Source organism: Aeromonas sp. S19(2024) (assembly GCF_041402625.1).
Taxonomy (GTDB): domain Bacteria; phylum Pseudomonadota; class Gammaproteobacteria; order Enterobacterales; family Aeromonadaceae; genus Aeromonas; species Aeromonas caviae.
On sequence record NZ_JBGLQU010000011.1, the window covers coordinates 81,925 to 99,380 of the forward strand.

General features: G+C 60.6%; 19 protein-coding genes and 1 pseudogene. 13 read left to right on the forward strand and 7 right to left on the reverse strand.

The features are described 5' to 3' along the window. Window positions 1-109 precede the first annotated feature (109 nt). The 5 genes from ACB037_RS17950 to ACB037_RS17970 all read left to right on the forward strand — a co-directional run bounded on the left by ACB037_RS17950 (window position 110) and on the right by ACB037_RS17970 (window position 4,507). The gene (locus ACB037_RS17950; protein WP_371175673.1) at window positions 110-1,606 is read left to right on the forward strand and encodes an aldehyde dehydrogenase; all 1,497 of its coding nucleotides are present in this window, start codon (window positions 110-112) and stop codon (window positions 1,604-1,606) included. Between the two features lie 124 nt (window positions 1,607-1,730). Then, window positions 1,731-1,904: a hypothetical protein gene (locus ACB037_RS17955; protein ID WP_010672491.1), complete on the forward strand. Its 174-nt coding sequence runs from the start codon at window positions 1,731-1,733 to the stop codon at window positions 1,902-1,904. A gap of 122 nt (window positions 1,905-2,026) precedes the next feature. After that, window positions 2,027-2,923, forward strand: a complete 897-nt coding sequence (rarD, locus tag ACB037_RS17960; RefSeq protein ID WP_010672490.1) for an EamA family transporter RarD — start codon at window positions 2,027-2,029, stop codon at window positions 2,921-2,923. 56 nt (window positions 2,924-2,979) lie between these two features. Continuing rightward, window positions 2,980-3,783, forward strand: a complete 804-nt coding sequence (locus ACB037_RS17965; protein ID WP_323929522.1) for an AraC family transcriptional regulator — start codon at window positions 2,980-2,982, stop codon at window positions 3,781-3,783. A gap of 85 nt (window positions 3,784-3,868) precedes the next feature. After that, window positions 3,869-4,507 (forward strand): LysE family translocator, encoded by a 639-nt coding sequence (locus ACB037_RS17970; protein ID WP_052814924.1) that lies wholly within the window; start codon window positions 3,869-3,871, stop codon window positions 4,505-4,507. Between the two features lie 53 nt (window positions 4,508-4,560). Here ACB037_RS17970 and ACB037_RS17975 read toward each other — a convergent pair whose 3' ends face one another. Next, the gene (locus ACB037_RS17975; RefSeq protein WP_043153565.1) at window positions 4,561-5,226 is read right to left on the reverse strand and encodes a chromophore lyase CpcT/CpeT; all 666 of its coding nucleotides are present in this window, start codon (window positions 5,224-5,226) and stop codon (window positions 4,561-4,563) included. Window positions 5,227-5,424: 198 nt separating this feature from the next. On the opposite strand from ACB037_RS17975, the gene ACB037_RS17980 reads away from it, so the two are divergent. Beyond that, window positions 5,425-5,868 (forward strand): SRPBCC family protein, encoded by a 444-nt coding sequence (locus ACB037_RS17980; protein ID WP_371175674.1) that lies wholly within the window; start codon window positions 5,425-5,427, stop codon window positions 5,866-5,868. A gap of 127 nt (window positions 5,869-5,995) precedes the next feature. Next, complete coding sequence (locus tag ACB037_RS17985; RefSeq protein ID WP_045522447.1) at window positions 5,996-6,652, forward strand: DUF3313 domain-containing protein; 657 nt, start codon at window positions 5,996-5,998, stop codon at window positions 6,650-6,652. A 60-nt stretch (window positions 6,653-6,712) separates the two neighbouring features. Here the strand turns inward: ACB037_RS17985 and ACB037_RS17990 are convergent, their stop codons facing one another. Beyond that, the gene (locus ACB037_RS17990) at window positions 6,713-7,213 is read right to left on the reverse strand and encodes a DUF1993 domain-containing protein (protein ID WP_371175675.1); all 501 of its coding nucleotides are present in this window, start codon (window positions 7,211-7,213) and stop codon (window positions 6,713-6,715) included. A gap of 290 nt (window positions 7,214-7,503) precedes the next feature. Between ACB037_RS17990 and ydfZ the strand changes: the two genes are divergently transcribed. After that, window positions 7,504-7,701: a putative selenium delivery protein YdfZ gene (gene ydfZ / locus ACB037_RS17995; protein ID WP_043153571.1), complete on the forward strand. Its 198-nt coding sequence runs from the start codon at window positions 7,504-7,506 to the stop codon at window positions 7,699-7,701. A 106-nt stretch (window positions 7,702-7,807) separates the two neighbouring features. Here ydfZ and ACB037_RS18000 read toward each other — a convergent pair whose 3' ends face one another. Continuing rightward, a complete protein-coding gene (locus ACB037_RS18000) occupies window positions 7,808-8,149 on the reverse strand; it encodes an SH3 domain-containing protein (RefSeq protein WP_201895204.1) in 342 nt (113 codons plus the stop codon). A 202-nt stretch (window positions 8,150-8,351) separates the two neighbouring features. After that, entirely contained in the window at window positions 8,352-9,725 is a 1,374-nt protein-coding gene (locus ACB037_RS18005; protein WP_371175676.1) for a DUF4397 domain-containing protein, read from the reverse strand. A gap of 238 nt (window positions 9,726-9,963) precedes the next feature. On the opposite strand from ACB037_RS18005, the gene ACB037_RS18010 reads away from it, so the two are divergent. Further along, window positions 9,964-10,749 (forward strand): hypothetical protein, encoded by a 786-nt coding sequence (locus tag ACB037_RS18010; protein ID WP_371175677.1) that lies wholly within the window; start codon window positions 9,964-9,966, stop codon window positions 10,747-10,749. A gap of 278 nt (window positions 10,750-11,027) precedes the next feature. Next, window positions 11,028-11,921 (forward strand): LysR family transcriptional regulator, encoded by an 894-nt coding sequence (locus ACB037_RS18015; protein ID WP_371175678.1) that lies wholly within the window; start codon window positions 11,028-11,030, stop codon window positions 11,919-11,921. A 94-nt stretch (window positions 11,922-12,015) separates the two neighbouring features. Here the strand turns inward: ACB037_RS18015 and ACB037_RS18020 are convergent, their stop codons facing one another. Then, entirely contained in the window at window positions 12,016-12,528 is a 513-nt protein-coding gene (locus ACB037_RS18020; RefSeq protein ID WP_371175679.1) for a hypothetical protein, read from the reverse strand. A gap of 173 nt (window positions 12,529-12,701) precedes the next feature. On the opposite strand from ACB037_RS18020, the pseudogene ACB037_RS18025 reads away from it, so the two are divergent. From ACB037_RS18025 to ACB037_RS18035, 3 genes and pseudogenes are all read left to right on the forward strand, one after another. Further along, window positions 12,702-12,899, forward strand: a pseudogene (locus ACB037_RS18025) (hypothetical protein); the annotation flags it as partial. Between the two features lie 100 nt (window positions 12,900-12,999). Continuing rightward, entirely contained in the window at window positions 13,000-13,629 is a 630-nt protein-coding gene (locus ACB037_RS18030; protein WP_371175680.1) for a hypothetical protein, read from the forward strand. Between the two features lie 56 nt (window positions 13,630-13,685). Next, window positions 13,686-14,651 carry a sensor histidine kinase gene (locus ACB037_RS18035; RefSeq protein WP_371175681.1) on the forward strand — a complete coding sequence of 322 codons (966 nt, stop codon included), beginning with the start codon at window positions 13,686-13,688 and terminating at the stop codon, window positions 14,649-14,651. Window positions 14,652-14,754: 103 nt separating this feature from the next. On the opposite strand, the gene uvrD is transcribed toward ACB037_RS18035, so the two are convergent. Next, window positions 14,755-16,926, reverse strand: a complete 2,172-nt coding sequence (gene uvrD, locus ACB037_RS18040) for a DNA helicase II (protein ID WP_371175682.1) — start codon at window positions 16,924-16,926, stop codon at window positions 14,755-14,757. A gap of 68 nt (window positions 16,927-16,994) precedes the next feature. After that, window positions 16,995-17,456, reverse strand: coding sequence for a hypothetical protein (locus ACB037_RS18045; protein ID WP_158656099.1), 462 nt, complete (start codon window positions 17,454-17,456; stop codon window positions 16,995-16,997).

Consider the following 17,456-nt stretch of genomic DNA (forward strand, 5'->3'; position numbering starts at 1 on the left):
TGTTCGGAGTCAGTGTTTAATGAATTGTTACAAGATGGATTTACAAGCGGCAGGATGTTTAGCATATTGATACGCGGAGACTGACTTTCTGCCGGTTCAAGGAGTGAACATGAGTGACCTGACCCTGGCCCAGTGGCAACACAAGGCCGCCCATCTGACCCTGCCCTCACAAGCCTTTATCGACGGCACCTACCGGGATGCCGTCAACGGCGCCACCTTCGATTGCATCAACCCGGCCAACGGCCAACTGCTGACCTGGGTCGCCTCCTGCGATGCCGCCGATGCCGAGCTGGCGGTCAAGGCGGCCCGTGCCGCCTTCGACGACAAGCGCTGGTGCGGCCTCTCTCCCAAGCAGCGCAAGCTCATCATGCAGCGCTTCGCCGAACTGATGCGCCTGAACCTGGTGGAGCTGGCACTGCTGGAGTCGCTGGATATGGGCAAGCCCATCGGCGACGCCATGGGGTATGACGCCCCCGCCGCCGCGAACTGCATCGCCTGGAACGCCGAGGCGATAGACAAGATCTACGATCAGGTCGCCCCGGTGGAAGAGTCCGCCCTGGCACTGGTGACCCGCGAGCCCCTCGGTGTCGTGGCTGCCATCGTGCCCTGGAACTTCCCCCTGGTGATGGCCTGCTGGAAGCTGGGCCCGGCGCTCGCCACCGGCAACTCGGTGATCCTCAAACCCTCCGAGAAATCCCCCCTCACCGCCCTGCGCATCGCGGGTCTGGCGAAGGAGGCGGGCATCCCCGACGGCGTCTTCAACGTGCTGCCGGGCTTTGGTCACACCGTGGGCGAGGCGCTGGCCATGCACATGGACGTCGACTGCATCACCTTCACCGGCTCCACCAAGATCGGCAAGCATCTGGTGCAGTGCTCCGGCAAGTCCAACCTCAAGCGCGCCTTCATGGAGTGCGGCGGCAAGAGCCCCAACATCGTGCTGGCGGATGCGCCGGATCTGGACGCCGCCGCCAGAAGCGCCGTCGGAGCCATCTTCTACAACCAGGGAGAAGTGTGCACCGCCGCCTCCCGCCTGCTGGTGCAAAACAGCATCAAGCCCCAGTTCATGGAGCGGCTGCTGGCCCACGCCCGCGAGTGGATCTCGGCCAACCCGCTCGACCCCACCACCCGCATCGGCGCCATGGTGGACCACATCCAGATGGAGCAGGTGCTAAACTATATCGCCATCGGCCAGCAGGAGGGCGCCAAGCTGCTGCTGGGAGGCAAGCGTACCCAGCCCGAGGAGGGCGGCTACTACATCGAACCCACCATCTTTGACGACGTGACCCCGACGATGCGCATCTTCCGCGAGGAGATCTTCGGCCCCGTGCTGGCGGTGACCGGCTTCGACACCCTGGAAGAGGCCATCGCCCTTGGCAACGACACCGACTACGGCCTGGCCGCGGCGATCTGGACGGCGGATCTCAACCAGGCGGTGAAAGGGTCGCGCGCCCTGCGCGCCGGCACCGTCTTCGTCAACAACTGGGATGGCGGCGACATGACCATGCCGTTTGGCGGTTTCAAGCAGTCCGGCAACGGGCGCGACAAGTCCCTGCACGCCCTGGAGAAGTACACCGAGCTGAAAAGCACCTGGATCCAGCTCGAATAACGTCATAAATGACGCTTATCAACAAAACAGGGGGAGAAATCCCCCTTTCTCATTTTTACTCTTTTATCCCCTCGCTCAATCGATATAATCGTCAAATAGCAAGCCATTAAATTTAAAGATAAAAATGCTGTTTTTTCTGGGAAGTGTACTGTTTCTGGTGGTGGGATTGCCGCTGTTGTTCTTCGTGCTGGGTCAGGGGGAAGCCTATGTCACCTGGGGCCCCTGGATCTCCGCCATCGCCCTCATGCTGTGGCTGCTGATGGACGTGGAGAAGATCCGCCGCGGGGGCGGTCGCTGAAGTCGCTCCTGCTGTTAAAATCCCGTCAGACCCATTTATTGTCTTCTTTCCCTGCAAAAGGATCGCTACACTGACTTTTTGCGATGTTTCCCGACATCCGCACTCCAGTGAAGGTTATCCGCATGCAACAACAGATCCAGCGCCAGGGCGTCCTCTATGCCCTCGGCGCCTACACCCTTTGGGGCCTGGCACCCATCTACTTCAAGTCCCTCTCCGCCGTGCCGGCCGCCGAGATCCTGACCCACCGCATGATCTGGTCCTGCGCCCTGCTGATGGTGCTGGTGCTGCTCGGACGCCAGTGGCACAAGGTGCAGGCGGTGCTGCGCCAGCCCAAGGTGCTGCTCACCCTGGCCTTCACCTCCGTCACCGTCGGCGGCAACTGGCTGCTGTTCATCTGGGCCATCAACAACGGCCACATGCTGGATGCGAGCCTGGGCTACTACATCAACCCCCTGTTCAACGTGCTGCTCGGCATGGTGTTTCTGAGCGAGAAGCTGCGCCGCCTGCAGTGGTGGGCGGTGGGGCTCGCCTTTGTCGGTGTCGCCGTCCAGCTCATCGCCTTCGGCTCCCTGCCCTGGATAGCCCTGGTGCTGGCCTCGAGCTTCGCCATCTACGGCCTCATTCGCAAGAAACTGGCCCTGGACGCCCTCACCGGCCTGCTCATCGAGACCCTGATCATGCTGCCGCCGGCCGCCTTCTATCTGTGGGGCATCGCCGACAGCCCCACCAGCCACCTCACCCAGAATGACTGGCACCTGAACCTGCTGCTCATCGCCGCGGGCGCCGTCACCACGGCCCCCCTGCTCTGTTTCACCGCGGCGGCCACCCGGCTCAAGCTCTCCACCCTGGGCTTCTTCCAGTACATAGGCCCCAGCCTGATGTTCATCCTGGCGGTGACCCTGTATGGCGAGGCGCTGGCGCTGGACAAGATGATCACCTTCGGTTGCATCTGGAGCGCCCTGGTGCTGTTCAGCCTGGATGGCCTGCGCAGCGGCAAGCGGCGCCAGGAGGCCGGCTGAGGCGCCAGCGCAATAATCTACAAGCCAAGGGGCCGCTTTCGGGGTATCAATAGGGGATGAACGCACCCCAATCCCGCATCCACTACTGGCAATCCCGGCTGCTGCCGGGGGTTGAACTCTCCCACTCCCACCACAGGGAGTTCAGCTATGGCCGCCACGTGCATCTGGACTACCACATCGGTCTGGTGCAGCGGGGCGGCCAGAAGTTCATCCACAAGGGGAACAGCCACAACCTGGTGCGCGGCGAACTCTCCACCGTCAACCCGGACGAGATGCACGACGGCCTCAGCCTGCTGCCGGAAGGGTACGAGGTGCGGGTCTTCTCCATCGCCCCCGAGCAGCTGGCCCGCTGGCTGCCGGAGCACCCCGAGCCCTTTTTCCACCAGGGATTGCAGAGCCGCCCCGACCTCTATCAGGGCTTTGCCCACCTGCACATGCACCTGGACGGCCCCGCCCCCGACGGCCTGCTGGCGGAGAGCCAGTTGCTGGCCCTGCTGGGCGAACTGTTCCGGCTCGCCCCCGAGCGCCACGCCCTGGCGGATCCCCAGCTCAGGTTCCTGCGCGACCATCTGCTGGCCCGGCTGGACGAGCGCCACACCCTGGAGGATCTGGCCGCCCTGTTCGGGCTGGATCGCTTCGCCTTCCTGCGTCAGTTCAAGAAGAAGACCGGCATGACCCCCTATGCCTGGCTCAAACGGCTGCGCCTCGAACAGGGCAAGCGCCTGCTCGGCAGCGGTCTGCCGGTGAGCGAGGTGGCACTGGCGGTGGGCTTCTTCGATCAGAGCCACTTCCACCACGGTTTTCGTCAGGCGTTCGGCCTCACCCCGGCGGAGTATCGCCAGCAGATGCTGCCCGCCTGAATCACCGCCGCTGCAATCTTTTACAATCTCCCGTCCCCCGTCCTGCCCCATGCTGTCACCTCCATACCGCTGTCGGAGGTCTTTTATGTTCACCAGCCTGTTTCTGACCCTGGGTCTCGTCCACCTCGTCGCTCTGGCGAGCCCGGGCCCGGATTTCGCACTCATCCTGCGCACCAGCCTGCACAGGCCCACCGCCCTCGGAGCGGCCCTTGGCATCGCCCTCGCCATCCTGCTCCACGCCACCCTGAGCCTGACCGGCATCAGCCTGCTGATCGCAAGCCAGCCCTGGCTCTTTCTCGCCGTGAAACTGGTGGGTGCCCTCTATCTGGGCTGGCTGGGCTGGGGGGCGCTGAAAGCGGCCTGGCAGGGAAGCGGGGATCTGGCGCTGCGCGCCGGAGGCGAGCGGCCGGGCTGGCGCAAGGGGGTGAAGAGCGGGCTGGCCACCAATCTGCTCAACCCCAAGGCGATGCTGTTCTTCATGGGACTGCTGGCCGCCATGGTGACGCCCCAGGTGGATGGCCTGACCCGGGGACTGCTGATCCTGGAGCTGTTCCTGCTCTCCCTCGTCTGGTTCAGCGCCCTGGCCTGGAGCCTCTCCACCCCCCGCGCCCAGCACCTGCTCGGCCGCATCCAGCGCCCGCTCAACCTGATGACAGGCCTGCTGTTTGGCGCGGTCAGCCTCTCCATCCTGGTGGATCTGCAAGGGAACTGGCCAGCAGCCTGATCGGCACGTCCTTGTTGGCGGCAAGCAGGGAGGGGCCTTGACGGACCGCGCGACTACTCCCCGCGCCGCATCCCCTTGCGCAGGTAGACGTAACCCTCCCCCGGGCTGCCCCAGCGCTGATGGGCACCGTTGTCATAGGCCCTGTCCAGCAACCGGACGCTGTCCGGGCCGATCCAGAGGTACTGCACCAGGGTGGTGGCACCGCCAAAATCGGTGGCACAATGCCCGACCCGGGTCTGCCCCTTGTACTCCCCGCCCGGCTGGCGGGTCAGCCAGATTTCGCACCCTTCGCGCAGGGAGAGTTGCTGCGGGGTGAGGGAGTCGAGCAGCTCGGGCCGACGCCAGGCGCCGGCAAAATCCGTGGCCCTCGGCATGGTCAGTTCGGCCATCAGGATGCGGCCATCGGGCAGGGAGGAGAAGCGGTAGATGCGTTGGCGAAACGGCCGCTGCGTCCGCTCGGTCAGAAACTGCTCCGCATAGACCCAGCGGAAGGGGCCCTCCCCGGGCCAGATCTCCACCAGCCGCAGCTCGGCACTGGTGAAGCGGGCATCGAAGGTGGCCTGCTCCTGGCTGGAAAACTCCCCCGAGAACCAGGAGAGCAGGGGCTCCAGCCTCCCCTGCGTGGCATGGGGGCCGGGGGCCGTCACGAAGGGGACGGGCGCCGCCCAGATCAGGCTGGCGTAAAACAGCCCCAGCAGGGCCGCCATCAGCTGTGTCATCGAATCCTTCCGAGTCGCTTGCATGGCGGCGATTATATGAGCGAACGGTGACAATAACCTCTATCTTGATCAACTCCTTGAAGAGAAAACGAAAAATCCTCTCTGCAGGCGAAAGGAGGCGACGCACCCCCGCAGGCCACGGGGATGACGGCTATCCTTGCTGCGACCCGTCCCTGTTGCCGCCAAGAGGAGTCCCCCATGAACACAGTCACCCTGCACCGCGTACTCAAGGCCCCGCCGATGCGGTTATACAGAGCCTTTATCGAGCCGGACGCCCTGGCCAAATGGCTGCCCCCCCATGGCTTCACCTGCAAGGTGGCGGCACTGGAGGCCCGGGTCGGCGGCCAGTTCAGGATGTCGTTCACCCACTTCGCCAGCGGCCACACCCACGCCTTCGGCGGCGAGTATCTCGCGCTGGAGCCGGGCAAGCGCATCCGCTACACCGACCGCTTCGACGACCCCAACCTGCCCGGGGAAATGCAGGTCACCATCACCCTCACCCAGGTGCTGTGCGGCACCGATCTCGCCATCGAACAGGCGGGTATTCCGGCGGTCATCCCGGTGGAGATGTGCTACCTCGGCTGGCAGGAGTCCCTGATGCAGCTCGCCACCCTGGTGGAGCCCGAGATCCCCGCCGAGTGACCTGACACGGGGGCTCCCCCGGTAGCCCCCGCACAGATACCCCTTGTGAGAGAGGGGCCTGATCAGGTATCTCTGTGGGCAGGGCGGGCTGCGTTCTTGCAGCGACCATCCACCGCCAGGAGCCCCCATGAAACGAGTCTTGATGATGACCATGGCCGCCGCCCTGCTGGGCGGGTGCGCCGTGAAGAACCAGGTCACCCACAGCCTGCAGGCGATTCCGCTGACGGCCTTCCAGCAGAGTGAAAGCAACCCCAACCAGCGTATCTACAAGGAGCCCGGCGTGGATCTGCGCCAGTACCATCAGGTGCTGCTCGATCCCTTGCAGTTCATCCGCCAGGAGAACGGCCAGTGGTATCTGCTGACCGCCAACGAGCAGAACGAGATAGGCCGCTACTACCACGCCACCTTCCAGCGGGAGCTGATGAGCCACGGCGTCAAGATGGCTACCGAACCCGGTCCCGGCGTGATGCGGGTGCAGGCGGCCATCACCAACTTCGACCTGACCCGGCCCGACCCCAAACTGCGGGATCTGCTGCCCGCCAAGATCGCCATCAACGTCACCCGCGAGGTGATAGGCAAGGAGCCCTATCTGCTCAAGGTGGGCAGCATGGCCCAGTTGCTCGACGCCCAGAGCGGCAAGCTGCTGGTGCGGGTGATGGACGCCCGCGAGAGCCCGGACACCACCCACAAGGATTCCCCCATCACCGCCCTGGAGATGGAGAAAATGATCGATCAGTGGGCCGCAAGCCGCGCCAAACAACTGGCCGACAACCTGGGGCGCTGAGTCGGGCCGAAAACGACAAAGCCTGCCAGGGGGCAGGCTTTGTCGTCGCTGAAACGCGGTTTATTGCAGGTTCAGACCGCCCAGGTAATCCCGCTTGCCCAGATCCACCCCGGCCTGGCGCAGCAGGGCATAGGTCATGGTGAGGTGGAAGTAGAAGTTCGGGATGCCGTACTCATGCACGCAGCTGTGGCCGTCCATCCCCTTGCCGCCCGCCCAGTAGGGGTAGTAGTGGCCGCTCGCATACTGGCTGAAATCGGCGTCCAGCTTGCCTTGCAGGTAGGCGATGGTCTTGGCCACGTGGGTGCGCAGATCCGCCATGGTCTTGGGATCATCCCCCAGCACCGGCGGCTCGCTCAGGCTGGCGGTGGCCACCACGGCACGGGCGCTGTCACAGCAGATCAGCACCTGCTTGCTCAGGGGCAGCATGTCGACGATGAGGCGCTCATTGAAGAAGTTGTCCACGTTGAATTTCTTCGCCTCGGCGTGGGCCTCGGCCTTGGCCAGACACTGGTCCAGGTTGGTCAGCATCTTGATGAACTGGGCTGCGATATCACGATTCATAATGCACTCTCGGTTGGTTGAAGGCAGTAAAACGAGCGGCTCCACTATAGCGCATCCCCCTTGCAGTTCGAGCCCGAGGGGATGAAAAGCGGGGGCGTCCTCCTTGCCCTGCGACAGGCAGTGGCGATCACCGGCGGGCTGCGAGGCCAGAGCGCCATACCCCGTCGCCGCACCGAGTCCCTCTTTCCCCTTTTTTTGATCTGTGACAGGCATCTCGTTTTTCGAGGGGCGTAGTCTGGAGCCCGTTGCCCCGGCACGGGCCGGGGCACCCATCCCACAAGGAGAATGCCATGAAGATCTACGACAGAAACCGCAATGTGCTGACCCTGGGCCAACGGGTGATGATTGCCGCCACCGGCGCAGTCGACACCCTCAAGGAGGCGCACACCGACAACCTGAGCCCCTATGAGGCGGAACATGAGAAGTGCGTGCTGCTGACGAACAGCCAGGAGCGCTACGCCCCCATCGAGTTGATTAGACTAGGCTGATCCCGTTTTCCGTCACCCTACTCTTTACAATTCACCCGGCCGCCGCGCCCCGTCAGTGGCCGGGTTTCTCTCTCCGCTCTCTACTCCTTCTCCGAGCCGCTGCACCTTATGAGGGCGAGGCGATGCAGCTGGCCGGGATCCAGCCTGATTGCCCCGCTTCGTTATGTACCCAGAGCCAGCCTGCCAACTCCCGATCCACCCGTACCCGCTCCCCCGCCGCCACGTCCAGCTCCCGGGCGGTATAGTCCTGGCGCGCCTGCGCCTCCCCGGCGCCGATCGGGGTCAGCAGGGACAGGGGCGCCCACCCCTCGTTGCCGTCTGCGGTAAAGGTGCGCACCCAGCCCGGGAACTCGTCGTCCTCGTGGCCGATGCGCACCCGCTCTCCGGCCCGAAAGGCGATAGGATTGGGGTAACAGGTGTGGTGCGCCGTGGTGATCAACGCCAGCATTGTCTCGTCCTCCGACAGGTTCTGTTTGATGACGCCCCGAGTCATACCACAACCCGGGCCTGACGGCTCTATGCCGGGCCGACTCTTTCTGGTCATCCCCGGACTGCCAGGATCCCCACCTAGCCAGCGGCAGGCCATAAAAAGACCCGGACTGACAGTTCAGTCCGGGTCCAGTCACCCCTGCTCTTGATGAGAGAGGGGGTTATTGACTGCTGCTGATGTCTTCCAGGATCAGCAACTCGGGATCGACGCCCCCGACGCTGTCAGACAAGGCTGCCGCAGTTAATACCTGGCTGGTCGACAAGGTGACCGGCAGGGGGCCAATGACCGGGCTCTTGTCACCCGAGGCGGTGACGGTGACAAAGTAATCTCCGGCGGCAACCGCAAGATACCCGCTGTCCCCCTTGAAGGGCACAGCCTTGAGCACGGGGGTGCTGGCGCTGATGTCTGACCCCGTCGTCAGATAAACGTCCACTGCCGGAGCCGTGGGTGCCGCATGAAGCACGCGAAGCTGCGCCTCTGTCGCCACCGCGCGGCCCGTGTCCGTCAGCAGCAAGGGCTCAATGGTTTCGCCTGCGGGATCCAGCAACTGGCCGACGGCAAACAGGGAGTAGCGAGTGCCCGCCTTGAGCGGCACGTCGCTGGCATTGATCACTTCAGGGGTCGTGGCGCCCGTCGGCGTGACCACAAAATCATAATCCGCCGCCGCCAGATCCAGATATCCGGTATTTCCCTTGAACGCCAGCCCCTGCAACGGGGCGGCGGTCGGTGCGGCACCATTGACCCGGATATCCACGGCCGGGGCGTCAGCAACCCCATGGACCACCCTCAACTGGGCCTGCTCATTCACAGACAGGAGAGGGGTTGCACCAGTGCTGTCGATGGCAAGCAGCTTGACCGGGCTTGGCCCCGCCCCCAGGTTGTCGATCGCCGCAATCAGCAGATCCGCACCGCCGGTGAGAGGCAATGGACCCGAGTCATACACCACATCGCTGCTGCCCGGCAGCGTCAGCCTGACCTGATACTCCCCGGCCGGCAGAGTCAGGGGATCGCTGTAGGTCTTGAAGGGAATGCCGGACAGCGTCGGACTGCCCAATGCAGCACCGGGAGCGGTGACATGAACATCCACCGCAGGTGCGCTCGGGGCGGCATGCACGACCTGCACCCGGACCTCGCCGCCAGCGGGCATCTGGTCCGGCCGTTCAATCACCAGCGGGCCAAACGCGGTATCGCCGCTGCCCGTCAGTGTACCCACGGCCAGCACGTCGTACTGGGTGTCGGGTTTGAGATCGAGGGAGACCGGCCCGATGACCGTCGCGGTACCGCTCGGCAAAATCCCGTCCACTGCCACCTCGTGGCTGCCAGCCGCCACCGGCTTGAGCCCGCTACTCGAGCCAAAATCAACGGCCGTCAGGAAGGCAGCCCCATCGACATTGACATTCACCCTGGGGGCATCGGGGGCGAGGTGGCTGATCCTGATGGCCGCATTGGGCGGACTGCTGTCATTGTCACTGCCTCCGCACGCAGTCAGACCCAATATCATTGCAAGTGCGGCACAACGTTGAATCCATTTCATCTGGTCATTCTCCATTGGTTGGTCCCCACGGGCATATGCATCTCGCTAATGACTGGATCATCACTTTTTGTGCTTTTTTCACCCTGCTTGTGACGCAGCATGGTGCACCTGGCAGGCGTGCTCCTCCCTTTGTTCTGCCATTCATTACTGTTAGTGAATTTTCATATCATCCGAGTGTCATTTCAGTGAACACATCGCCGCCCTAGACTGCTTCTCGAACCTTAACGAGGAGTCTTGTATGAAACTCACCCATATCCCGTTGCTGGCCGGCACCCTCGCCTCGGCCTTCTCTTTCAACACCTTCGCCGGTGACATCGTCTCGGTGCAGTTCAGCGATGGCCGCCCCGCCGTGACCGGGGTCGAAGCGGTCAACAACGCGCTCAACCCCATCGGCGTCAACGTGGTCACTGTCGACATTCCCGAGGCCGCCAGGCCCCTGCTTGAAGCCTCCCACCGCCGCGCCCTGACCAAAGCGGAGCACGACGCCCTGATCTCGGCCTTCAACCTGAGTCAGGGGGAGCTGCTGGATCAGGCCAGGCTCGCAGGGCGCGAGCCTGCGGTGCAAGGGGGCGGCGTCGCCACCGAAGAGACCGGCGTCGGCCCCTACCCCAAGGTCTATGACCTGATGGCGCTGGACGAGCGCACCCGCAGCGCCGTGCTGGGGAAATACGGCCGCATGCACGTCAACTCCGCCGAGGACGGTACCGACATCGACGAGGTGATGACGGTGGTCAGCGGCGGCCCGTTCCGCTGGGGCTTTACCCTCAAAGACGGCAGTATCGCCCGCTTCCAGATAGACAAGGTGGGCCTGGAGGACAAGGCGGTGCGAGTCAGCTATCACGGGCTCGGCATGCACGCCGGGTTGATGGATGCAAAACAGGGGCTGCTGGTGGCCTTCGCCCACGGACCCAGAGCATTCACCATGCGCTACCAGGCGGACGTGCCCCACGCGCAGTTGCTTGGCACCAACCCCTGGGCCGATGTCGGCATCACCCTGCCCCCCACCCCCGGCAAGGTGCAGTAAGCCGGTGCGTGCCATCTGGCGGCGGGGCTCGGGCCCTGCCGCCTGCTTTTATGCCTGCCGTCACGGGCCGGGGTGCCCGGGGCCCATCGCCTCCCTTTCGTCTGCGTCTCTGCCGGGACCGCCACGCCCCGGAGGGCCATGATCCGGGCCGGTCTGCCACCGGCAACTCTCTGTCTGGCGGGGGATGGGGGGTGGACACCCCGGGGAACCGCACTATTGTGATAAAAGTGCGCAATGATGGCGCCATCATTTACCAGTAGTGAATTAACGGGGGCAGGATGAACAAGATCACGGCGCTGAACGTCTTTCGCCGGGTGGTGGAAATGGGCACCTTCAGGGCGGCGGCGGACGATCTGCGCCTCTCCCAGGCGGCGGTCAGCAAGAACATCAACGAGCTGGAAGCCTTTCTCGGCATTGCGCTTATCAACCGCACCACCCGGCGGCTGAGCGTCACCGAAGCCGGCATGGCCTATTACGGCCAGATATGCGCCGTGCTGGACAGCCTGGAGGCCGCCGACCAGTCCATCATGGCCGCCTCCTTCACCCCCAGGGGCAGGCTGAGGATCGGCATGCCCATGTCCTACGGGCTGATCCGCCTCAACCCCCTCGTCTGCGAATTCCAGCGCCGCTATCCGGAGATCGGCATCGAGGTGATCCTGAGCGACGCCTATATGGATCTGGTGGATCAGGGGCTGGACGTGGTGATCCGGGGGGCTGGCACCCTGGAGGACTCCACCCTGCGCGCCAAACCCCTGTGCGAGGTGCAGCGGGTGCTCTGCGCCGCCCCCGACTACCTGAAGGAGGCGGGCCAGCCTGCCCACCCGGCGGATCTCAAGGCCCACAACTGCCTGCGCTACAGCCTCTCCTCCTCCCCCAACAAGTGGTTCTTCACCCGGGACGCGGAGAGCGTGGCGGTGGAGCTGCCCCCCGCCAGCTTCTGCGCCAACAACGGCATCGCCCTGAAACAGGCGGCGGTGCAGGGGCTCGGGGTGATCCTGGTACCAGATGAATTCGTGTCGAACGAACTGGCGGACGGCACCCTGGTCAGACTGCTCCCCGACTGGCAACCCGACCCCCACGCCCTGTTCGCCGTCTACCCCTTCCACAAGGAGCAGTCCCGCAACGTGCGGCTCTTTATCGAATTTCTCGTCAAGGCGTTTCAGTTGCGGTGAGCCCGATAGGCGGATACCTGTTGGAACCCGCCTGCATGTAGGTTCGATTAGCGAAGCGTCATCGGACTTTCGCGGAATCAATCGCTCCCTCTGGCTACCGTCCGTCGTCCAGGATGACGCCCCCTGCCTGTGTTGCCGATGTATCAGTAAATAATCGCCTGCCGAGATGACGGATCAGCAGCAAAGGGGACAGCAGGGTGATCAACAACCAGTGGGTATAAGGCAGGATAAAGGTCCAGATGATCTCGTGGGGCAGCCAGGTCGACGCGGTTGCCGTCATAAAGGCGATGTCGTAGGTCTGCCACAACCAGAGCCCAGCAAAGAGCGGCAGCAACAGCGGGCGGGGTATCAGCAAAAACAGGGGCAAAAAAGCAGAGGCGAGCACGGCGCTGAACTCAAGCATGGCCGGGGCCAGCTCGGCAAAGGTCCGCCCTTGGAAGAAGCCACTCCATTCGAGAGACGTATCCTCGGCCAGTGCCGGCCACCAGGATGCGTATTGAAACAGGGTAAACGAAATCATAAACAGCAGGCTGGTCAGCAGCGCCAGCGCCGATTTTCGCAGCAACCACAACCTCAACCGTTGCAGTGTCGGCATCCTTGTAGACATCAATGACTCCCATCTGGTGACGGGGCAGTATGCCTTGGCTGGTTTCAGCGTCAAAGCGGTACGCCATGTCCGTTAATTGTCGAAATATTGAATCCCGTCACATCAGCATCAACCTGAGCGGTTGCGTACCCGCAAGGCCCCATGCGAACCTTTATTTTCCTTTCTTCCAACCAAAACAGAGGGCGCCGGGCAGCCGCATCTCTTACATGTCGAAGAACGATGCCACCCTGACCCTCAGTACCGAGGCGGGTAAAAACTACTACGTCTGGCAGGAGGTCAAGATGGGCCTACTGATGGCCCGCTCCAAGCTGAGTCAGGTCAGTGAGGAGGAAGGCAAGCAAGGGGTGATGGAGAGCGAGTTGGTCAAGTGAACTGATGACCTAACCACAACTGAATCAAGGCATGACTAGCTCTCAAAAGTATTGGCATATCATGTGATGAATATTATTCACATAAGGAGTTTATATCAGAATGGAATTAAATATAGATAGTGCAGAAAAAGTTGTATCATTAATAGCCGGCCTAATTGCCATAGGTGGGTTCATTTTTTGGCGAAAAAAAGGTAAACCAGAACAAACAATACCAGCTATAGAAACGCAACAAGAAAATAATCAACCCCCTAATGCGTCCCACCAATCAAATAGGGCTACCTTCACTCCACCCCATCAAGCCCCAGATGTGCCACCCCATGGCAGTGATAATCAAACAAAGAAAAGCATCCTTTCATTAAAACGGGACACCAAAATTCTTTTCATTGATGATGATTCTGAATTTAAGATCGTAAGCATACTTAAGCGCATGGGATGGGAATATACAAGTATAGTTACTGACATCACATCTTTAGAGCAAACGTCTTTAATTGAAGCTGATGTTGTTTTTGTTGATATTCAAGGAGTCGGCGTCGCCTTGCAGCTTTCTGAGGAAGGCCTTGGGTTGGCTCTCGCTATAAAAAGAAGGTATCCACACAAAAAAGTTATAATTTACTCATCACGTGAGGATGGAGCTCGCTTCCATGTTGCTTTACAGGAAGCTGACTATTCTCTTCCAAAAACCGCAGATCCTATTCGTTTTGAAGAAACAATTATGCGAGTACTAAGATAATGATGAGAAATTTTCCTGACATAGCTCTTTGGAAGAAAGGTAAGCAAGATTTCTTAATGAATCAAGTCGGCCCTAGTATTGATTCTTTACTAAAAAAAATAGGTAATGGAAGGACATCTGTTTGCCGTATCAATGGAAGAAGTGCAAGGGTTACAAAACTAGAGAGTGAGGATTATATCGCCCTTGCCATATCTCATGATAAGGATAGGATAAATAGTAGAAAAATAATGGATAGTGAGGTGTTGTCCGTATTAGCGGCTGCACCAACAATAGAAGCTTCAAAAATAAAATCTGAGCATAGATCAAGAGCATTTATACATAATTTAAAAAGTCTTACCGCAAAAACCACGCAAGAAATATTTTACCTAGTTCCACAAGATGGTATGTTGCTTGAACCTAGGGAATGCATAAATTTTATTGAACAATGTATTATTGAAAATCCTCGCGATGCGGCCCAAGCAATATTAAAAATCCTTAAACATCAGAACGCTCAAATTGCTGAATATTCAGCTTTTGACAAGATATCTGGGAAAATAGGTTCTATCAAAAAAGAGACTCACGACCTTCATAGAGTGCTCATGAATGTATTTTATCTTTTCTTTAATTCATTTACTGAAAATAAAGTTCGTGTAGATGTAGAAAAGACGACTATTCAGGCGGCATTTGACTACGACTCCATACATGCGTGCATATATTACATTGTGGATAACGCTAGTAAGTATATAATGAAGAATAGCTCTTTCAACATAAGCACACGCCTAACTAAAAGTGGCTTTGTTGAGATTTATTTCGAGATGGAAAGTTTAATAATAAATAAAGATGAAGAAGAGATGATTTTCGAAGAGGGCTATTCAGGAACATATGCAGTATCGATGAAAAAAAATGGCGATGGCATTGGCCTTTATCTTGCGAGAGAGATGGCTAAATTGAATGGTGGCTCATTAAATATAAATGCAGGGAGAGCTACTAACGCTGGCAATTATGCTAGAAACTCCTTTGTACTGACACTCCGAAGCGAATGAATGTTCGCTCTCTAAACGCTACCTTTTAATAACTATTTATATTTTCAACGGAATTAATAAACCCGGTTTAAGCCGGGTTTATTACATTAAAAGGTGTAAGAAATCAGAGCGCCTCCAATCTCGCGTAGGCGGTGACGAGCCACTTGGCGCCGACGTCGTCGAACTGGATCTGCACCCGGCTCTGCTGGCCGACCCCTTCGAAGTTGAGTACCACCCCTTCCCCGAATTTTGGATGGAGCACCCGCTGGCCGAGCTTGATGCCGCTGGCGTCGAAGCTCTGCTGCACCTCGTTCTGGCTAAAGCGGCCGTACTGGGTGGGGCGGCTGACCTGAGTGCGCAGCCGGATCTCCTCCAGACACTCGGCGGGCATCTCGCGGATAAAGCGGCTCGGCTTGTGGAACATCTCGCGGCCGTAGATGCGGCGGCTCTCCGCATAACAGATGTAGAGCTTCTCCATGGCGCGGGTCATGCCCACGTAACAGAGGCGCCGCTCTTCCTCGAGCCGGCCCGACTCCTCGGTGGATTGCTGGCTGGGGAACATGCCCTCTTCCACACCGACCAGCAGCACCAGGGGATATTCCAGCCCCTTGGCGCTGTGCAAGGTCATCAGCTGCACCGCGTCGGCATATTCGTCCGCCTGATTCTCGCCGGACTCCAGCGCCGCGTGGGCGAGGAAGGCGGAGAGATCGCTCATGTCCTCCAGCTCGTCCGGGCGCTGGTACTGGCGGCAGGCGGTGACCAGTTCGTCCAGGTTTTCTACCCGCGCCTGGGATTTCTCGCCTTTTTCCGCCAGATACATCGCCTTGAGGCCGGAGTGCTGGATGGCGATATCCGCCTGCTGGTGCAGGGGCAGCAGGGAGACCTGTTCCTCCAGCGCGTCGATGAGATCCACAAAGCCGCGCACCGCGTTGCCGGCGCGGCCGGTCAGCACCTTGTCATTGAGCAGAGTCTTGGCCGATTGCCACAGGTTCTGGCCCTGATCCCGGGCGTTGTTGCGCAGGATCTCCAGGGTGCGATCGCCGATGCCCCGGGTCGGGGTGTTGACCACCCGCTCGAAGCTGGCGTCGTCGCCACGGTTGTTGATGAGCCGCAGGTAGGCCATGGCGTCTTTGATTTCCTGGCGCTCGAAGAAGCGCAGGCCGCCGTAGATGCGGTAGGGCATGGCGTCCTGCATCAGCGCCTCTTCCAGCACCCGCGACTGGGCGTTGGAGCGATAGAGGATGGCGCAGTCGGCGAGCAAACCGCCCTTCTCTTTCCAATCCTTGAGGCGGCCGACCACGAAGCGGGCCTCGTCCACCTCGTTGAAGGCGGCGTACAGCGAAATCGGCTCCCCCTCGGCCCCTTCGGTCCACAGCTCCTTGCCAAGGCGCTCCGAGTTGTTGGCGATGACGCTGTTGGCGGCTTTGAGGATATTGGCGGTGGAGCGGTAGTTCTGCTCGAGGCGAATGGTCTCGGCGCCCTGATAGTCGGACAGGAAGCGCTGGATGTTCTCAATCTTGGCGCCGCGCCAGCCGTAGATGGACTGATCATCGTCGCCGACGATCATCACCTTGCCGGAATCCCCTGCCAGCATCCGCAGCCAGGCGTACTGGATGCCGTTGGTATCCTGAAACTCGTCCACCAGGATGTTCTGGAAGCGGTCGCGGTAGTGCTCGAGGATGTGCGGCTTGTTCAGCCACAGCTCGTGGGCGCGCAACAGGAGTTCTGCGAAGTCCACCAGCCCGGAGCGATCGCAGGTCTCCTGATAGGTCTTGTAGATCTGCTGATAGGTGCGGGTGACGGGGTCGCCGTAAAGATCGATGTCGCCGGGGCGCAGCCCCTCGTCTTTCTTGCCGTTGATGTAGCCCATCACGGCGCGCGGGGCCCAGTGCTTCTCGTCGAGGTTGAGCGCCTTGAGCACCCGGCGAATGAGGCGGTACTGATCGTCCGAGTCGAGGATCTGGAAATCCTGGGGCAGGCCCGCATCCAGATGGTGGGCCCGCAGCAATCGGTGGGCGATGCCGTGGAAGGTGCCTATCCACATGCCGCGCACACCGTCCCCGATCACCTTCTCGACCCGGCCGCGCATCTCGGCCGCCGCCTTGTTGGTAAAGGTCACCGCGATGATGGAGAAGGGTGAACAGCGTTCCACCTGCATCAGCCAGGCGATACGGTGCACCAGCACCCGGGTCTTGCCCGAACCGGCACCGGCCAGCACCAGCAGGTTGCAACGGGGGGCCGCCACCGCGTCTCTTTGCTTGTCATTGAGCCCGTCGAGCAGGGTTGAAACGTCCATCACCACTCCTGTTTATTTATACAGGCGGGGATTATACGGCCTGAGCCGCCAGAGACCAACCGGCAGGATCAACGAAGGGGGCGGTGATAGTCCCGGTATTGGCCCAGTACCTCACCGGAAAAGCTGAGCAACCGGGCGCGGGGGGCATCCAGCACCTGCTGGACGGGATCAAATCGCAGTGAAGCGGCCAGCATGCGGCCCTCAGGCAGGGTCACTTCCGTGTTCCCCATCATCAACATGCCGTCCTGATAATGCCCATGCTCGAAGCGCACGATGACGTCATTCACCATCAAGGTGCCCTGCTTGAGCTGCAGTGATGCTCGTTGCATCTCTCGCAACGCAAACAGACTGGACAATGACGGACGCCCGCTGGGCATCCGCTGCAAGTATTCGTGGGTGGTCAATTGATATTGCAACTGACCCTGACGATCGAAGACACGCTCCCGATAATCGGTGTAGCGCGTCAGCATGCCGGCAGCCTGTGCCACCGGCATCCACAACAGGAGCGCCCCCGTCAGGAGCGCTCCCAC

What these genes read in the sequence shown, in the direction of transcription:
- ACB037_RS17950 (WP_371175673.1), top strand. Translation starts at nt 110, where the DNA reads ATGAGTGACCTGACCCTGGCCCAGTGGCAACACAAGGCCGCCCATCTG.
- ACB037_RS17955 (WP_010672491.1), top strand. Translation starts at nt 1,731, where the DNA reads ATGCTGTTTTTTCTGGGAAGTGTACTGTTTCTGGTGGTGGGATTGCCG.
- rarD (WP_010672490.1), top strand. Translation starts at nt 2,027, where the DNA reads ATGCAACAACAGATCCAGCGCCAGGGCGTCCTCTATGCCCTCGGCGCC.
- ACB037_RS17965 (WP_323929522.1), top strand. Translation starts at nt 2,980, where the DNA reads ATGAACGCACCCCAATCCCGCATCCACTACTGGCAATCCCGGCTGCTG.
- ACB037_RS17970 (WP_052814924.1), top strand. Translation starts at nt 3,869, where the DNA reads ATGTTCACCAGCCTGTTTCTGACCCTGGGTCTCGTCCACCTCGTCGCT.
- ACB037_RS17975 (WP_043153565.1), bottom strand. Translation starts at nt 5,226, where the DNA reads ATGACACAGCTGATGGCGGCCCTGCTGGGGCTGTTTTACGCCAGCCTG.
- ACB037_RS17980 (WP_371175674.1), top strand. Translation starts at nt 5,425, where the DNA reads ATGAACACAGTCACCCTGCACCGCGTACTCAAGGCCCCGCCGATGCGG.
- ACB037_RS17985 (WP_045522447.1), top strand. Translation starts at nt 5,996, where the DNA reads ATGAAACGAGTCTTGATGATGACCATGGCCGCCGCCCTGCTGGGCGGG.
- ACB037_RS17990 (WP_371175675.1), bottom strand. Translation starts at nt 7,213, where the DNA reads ATGAATCGTGATATCGCAGCCCAGTTCATCAAGATGCTGACCAACCTG.
- ydfZ (WP_043153571.1), top strand. Translation starts at nt 7,504, where the DNA reads ATGAAGATCTACGACAGAAACCGCAATGTGCTGACCCTGGGCCAACGG.
- ACB037_RS18000 (WP_201895204.1), bottom strand. Translation starts at nt 8,149, where the DNA reads ATGCTGGCGTTGATCACCACGGCGCACCACACCTGTTACCCCAATCCT.
- ACB037_RS18005 (WP_371175676.1), bottom strand. Translation starts at nt 9,725, where the DNA reads ATGAAATGGATTCAACGTTGTGCCGCACTTGCAATGATATTGGGTCTG.
- ACB037_RS18010 (WP_371175677.1), top strand. Translation starts at nt 9,964, where the DNA reads ATGAAACTCACCCATATCCCGTTGCTGGCCGGCACCCTCGCCTCGGCC.
- ACB037_RS18015 (WP_371175678.1), top strand. Translation starts at nt 11,028, where the DNA reads ATGAACAAGATCACGGCGCTGAACGTCTTTCGCCGGGTGGTGGAAATG.
- ACB037_RS18020 (WP_371175679.1), bottom strand. Translation starts at nt 12,528, where the DNA reads ATGTCTACAAGGATGCCGACACTGCAACGGTTGAGGTTGTGGTTGCTG.
- ACB037_RS18030 (WP_371175680.1), top strand. Translation starts at nt 13,000, where the DNA reads ATGGAATTAAATATAGATAGTGCAGAAAAAGTTGTATCATTAATAGCC.
- ACB037_RS18035 (WP_371175681.1), top strand. Translation starts at nt 13,686, where the DNA reads ATGAATCAAGTCGGCCCTAGTATTGATTCTTTACTAAAAAAAATAGGT.
- uvrD (WP_371175682.1), bottom strand. Translation starts at nt 16,926, where the DNA reads ATGGACGTTTCAACCCTGCTCGACGGGCTCAATGACAAGCAAAGAGAC.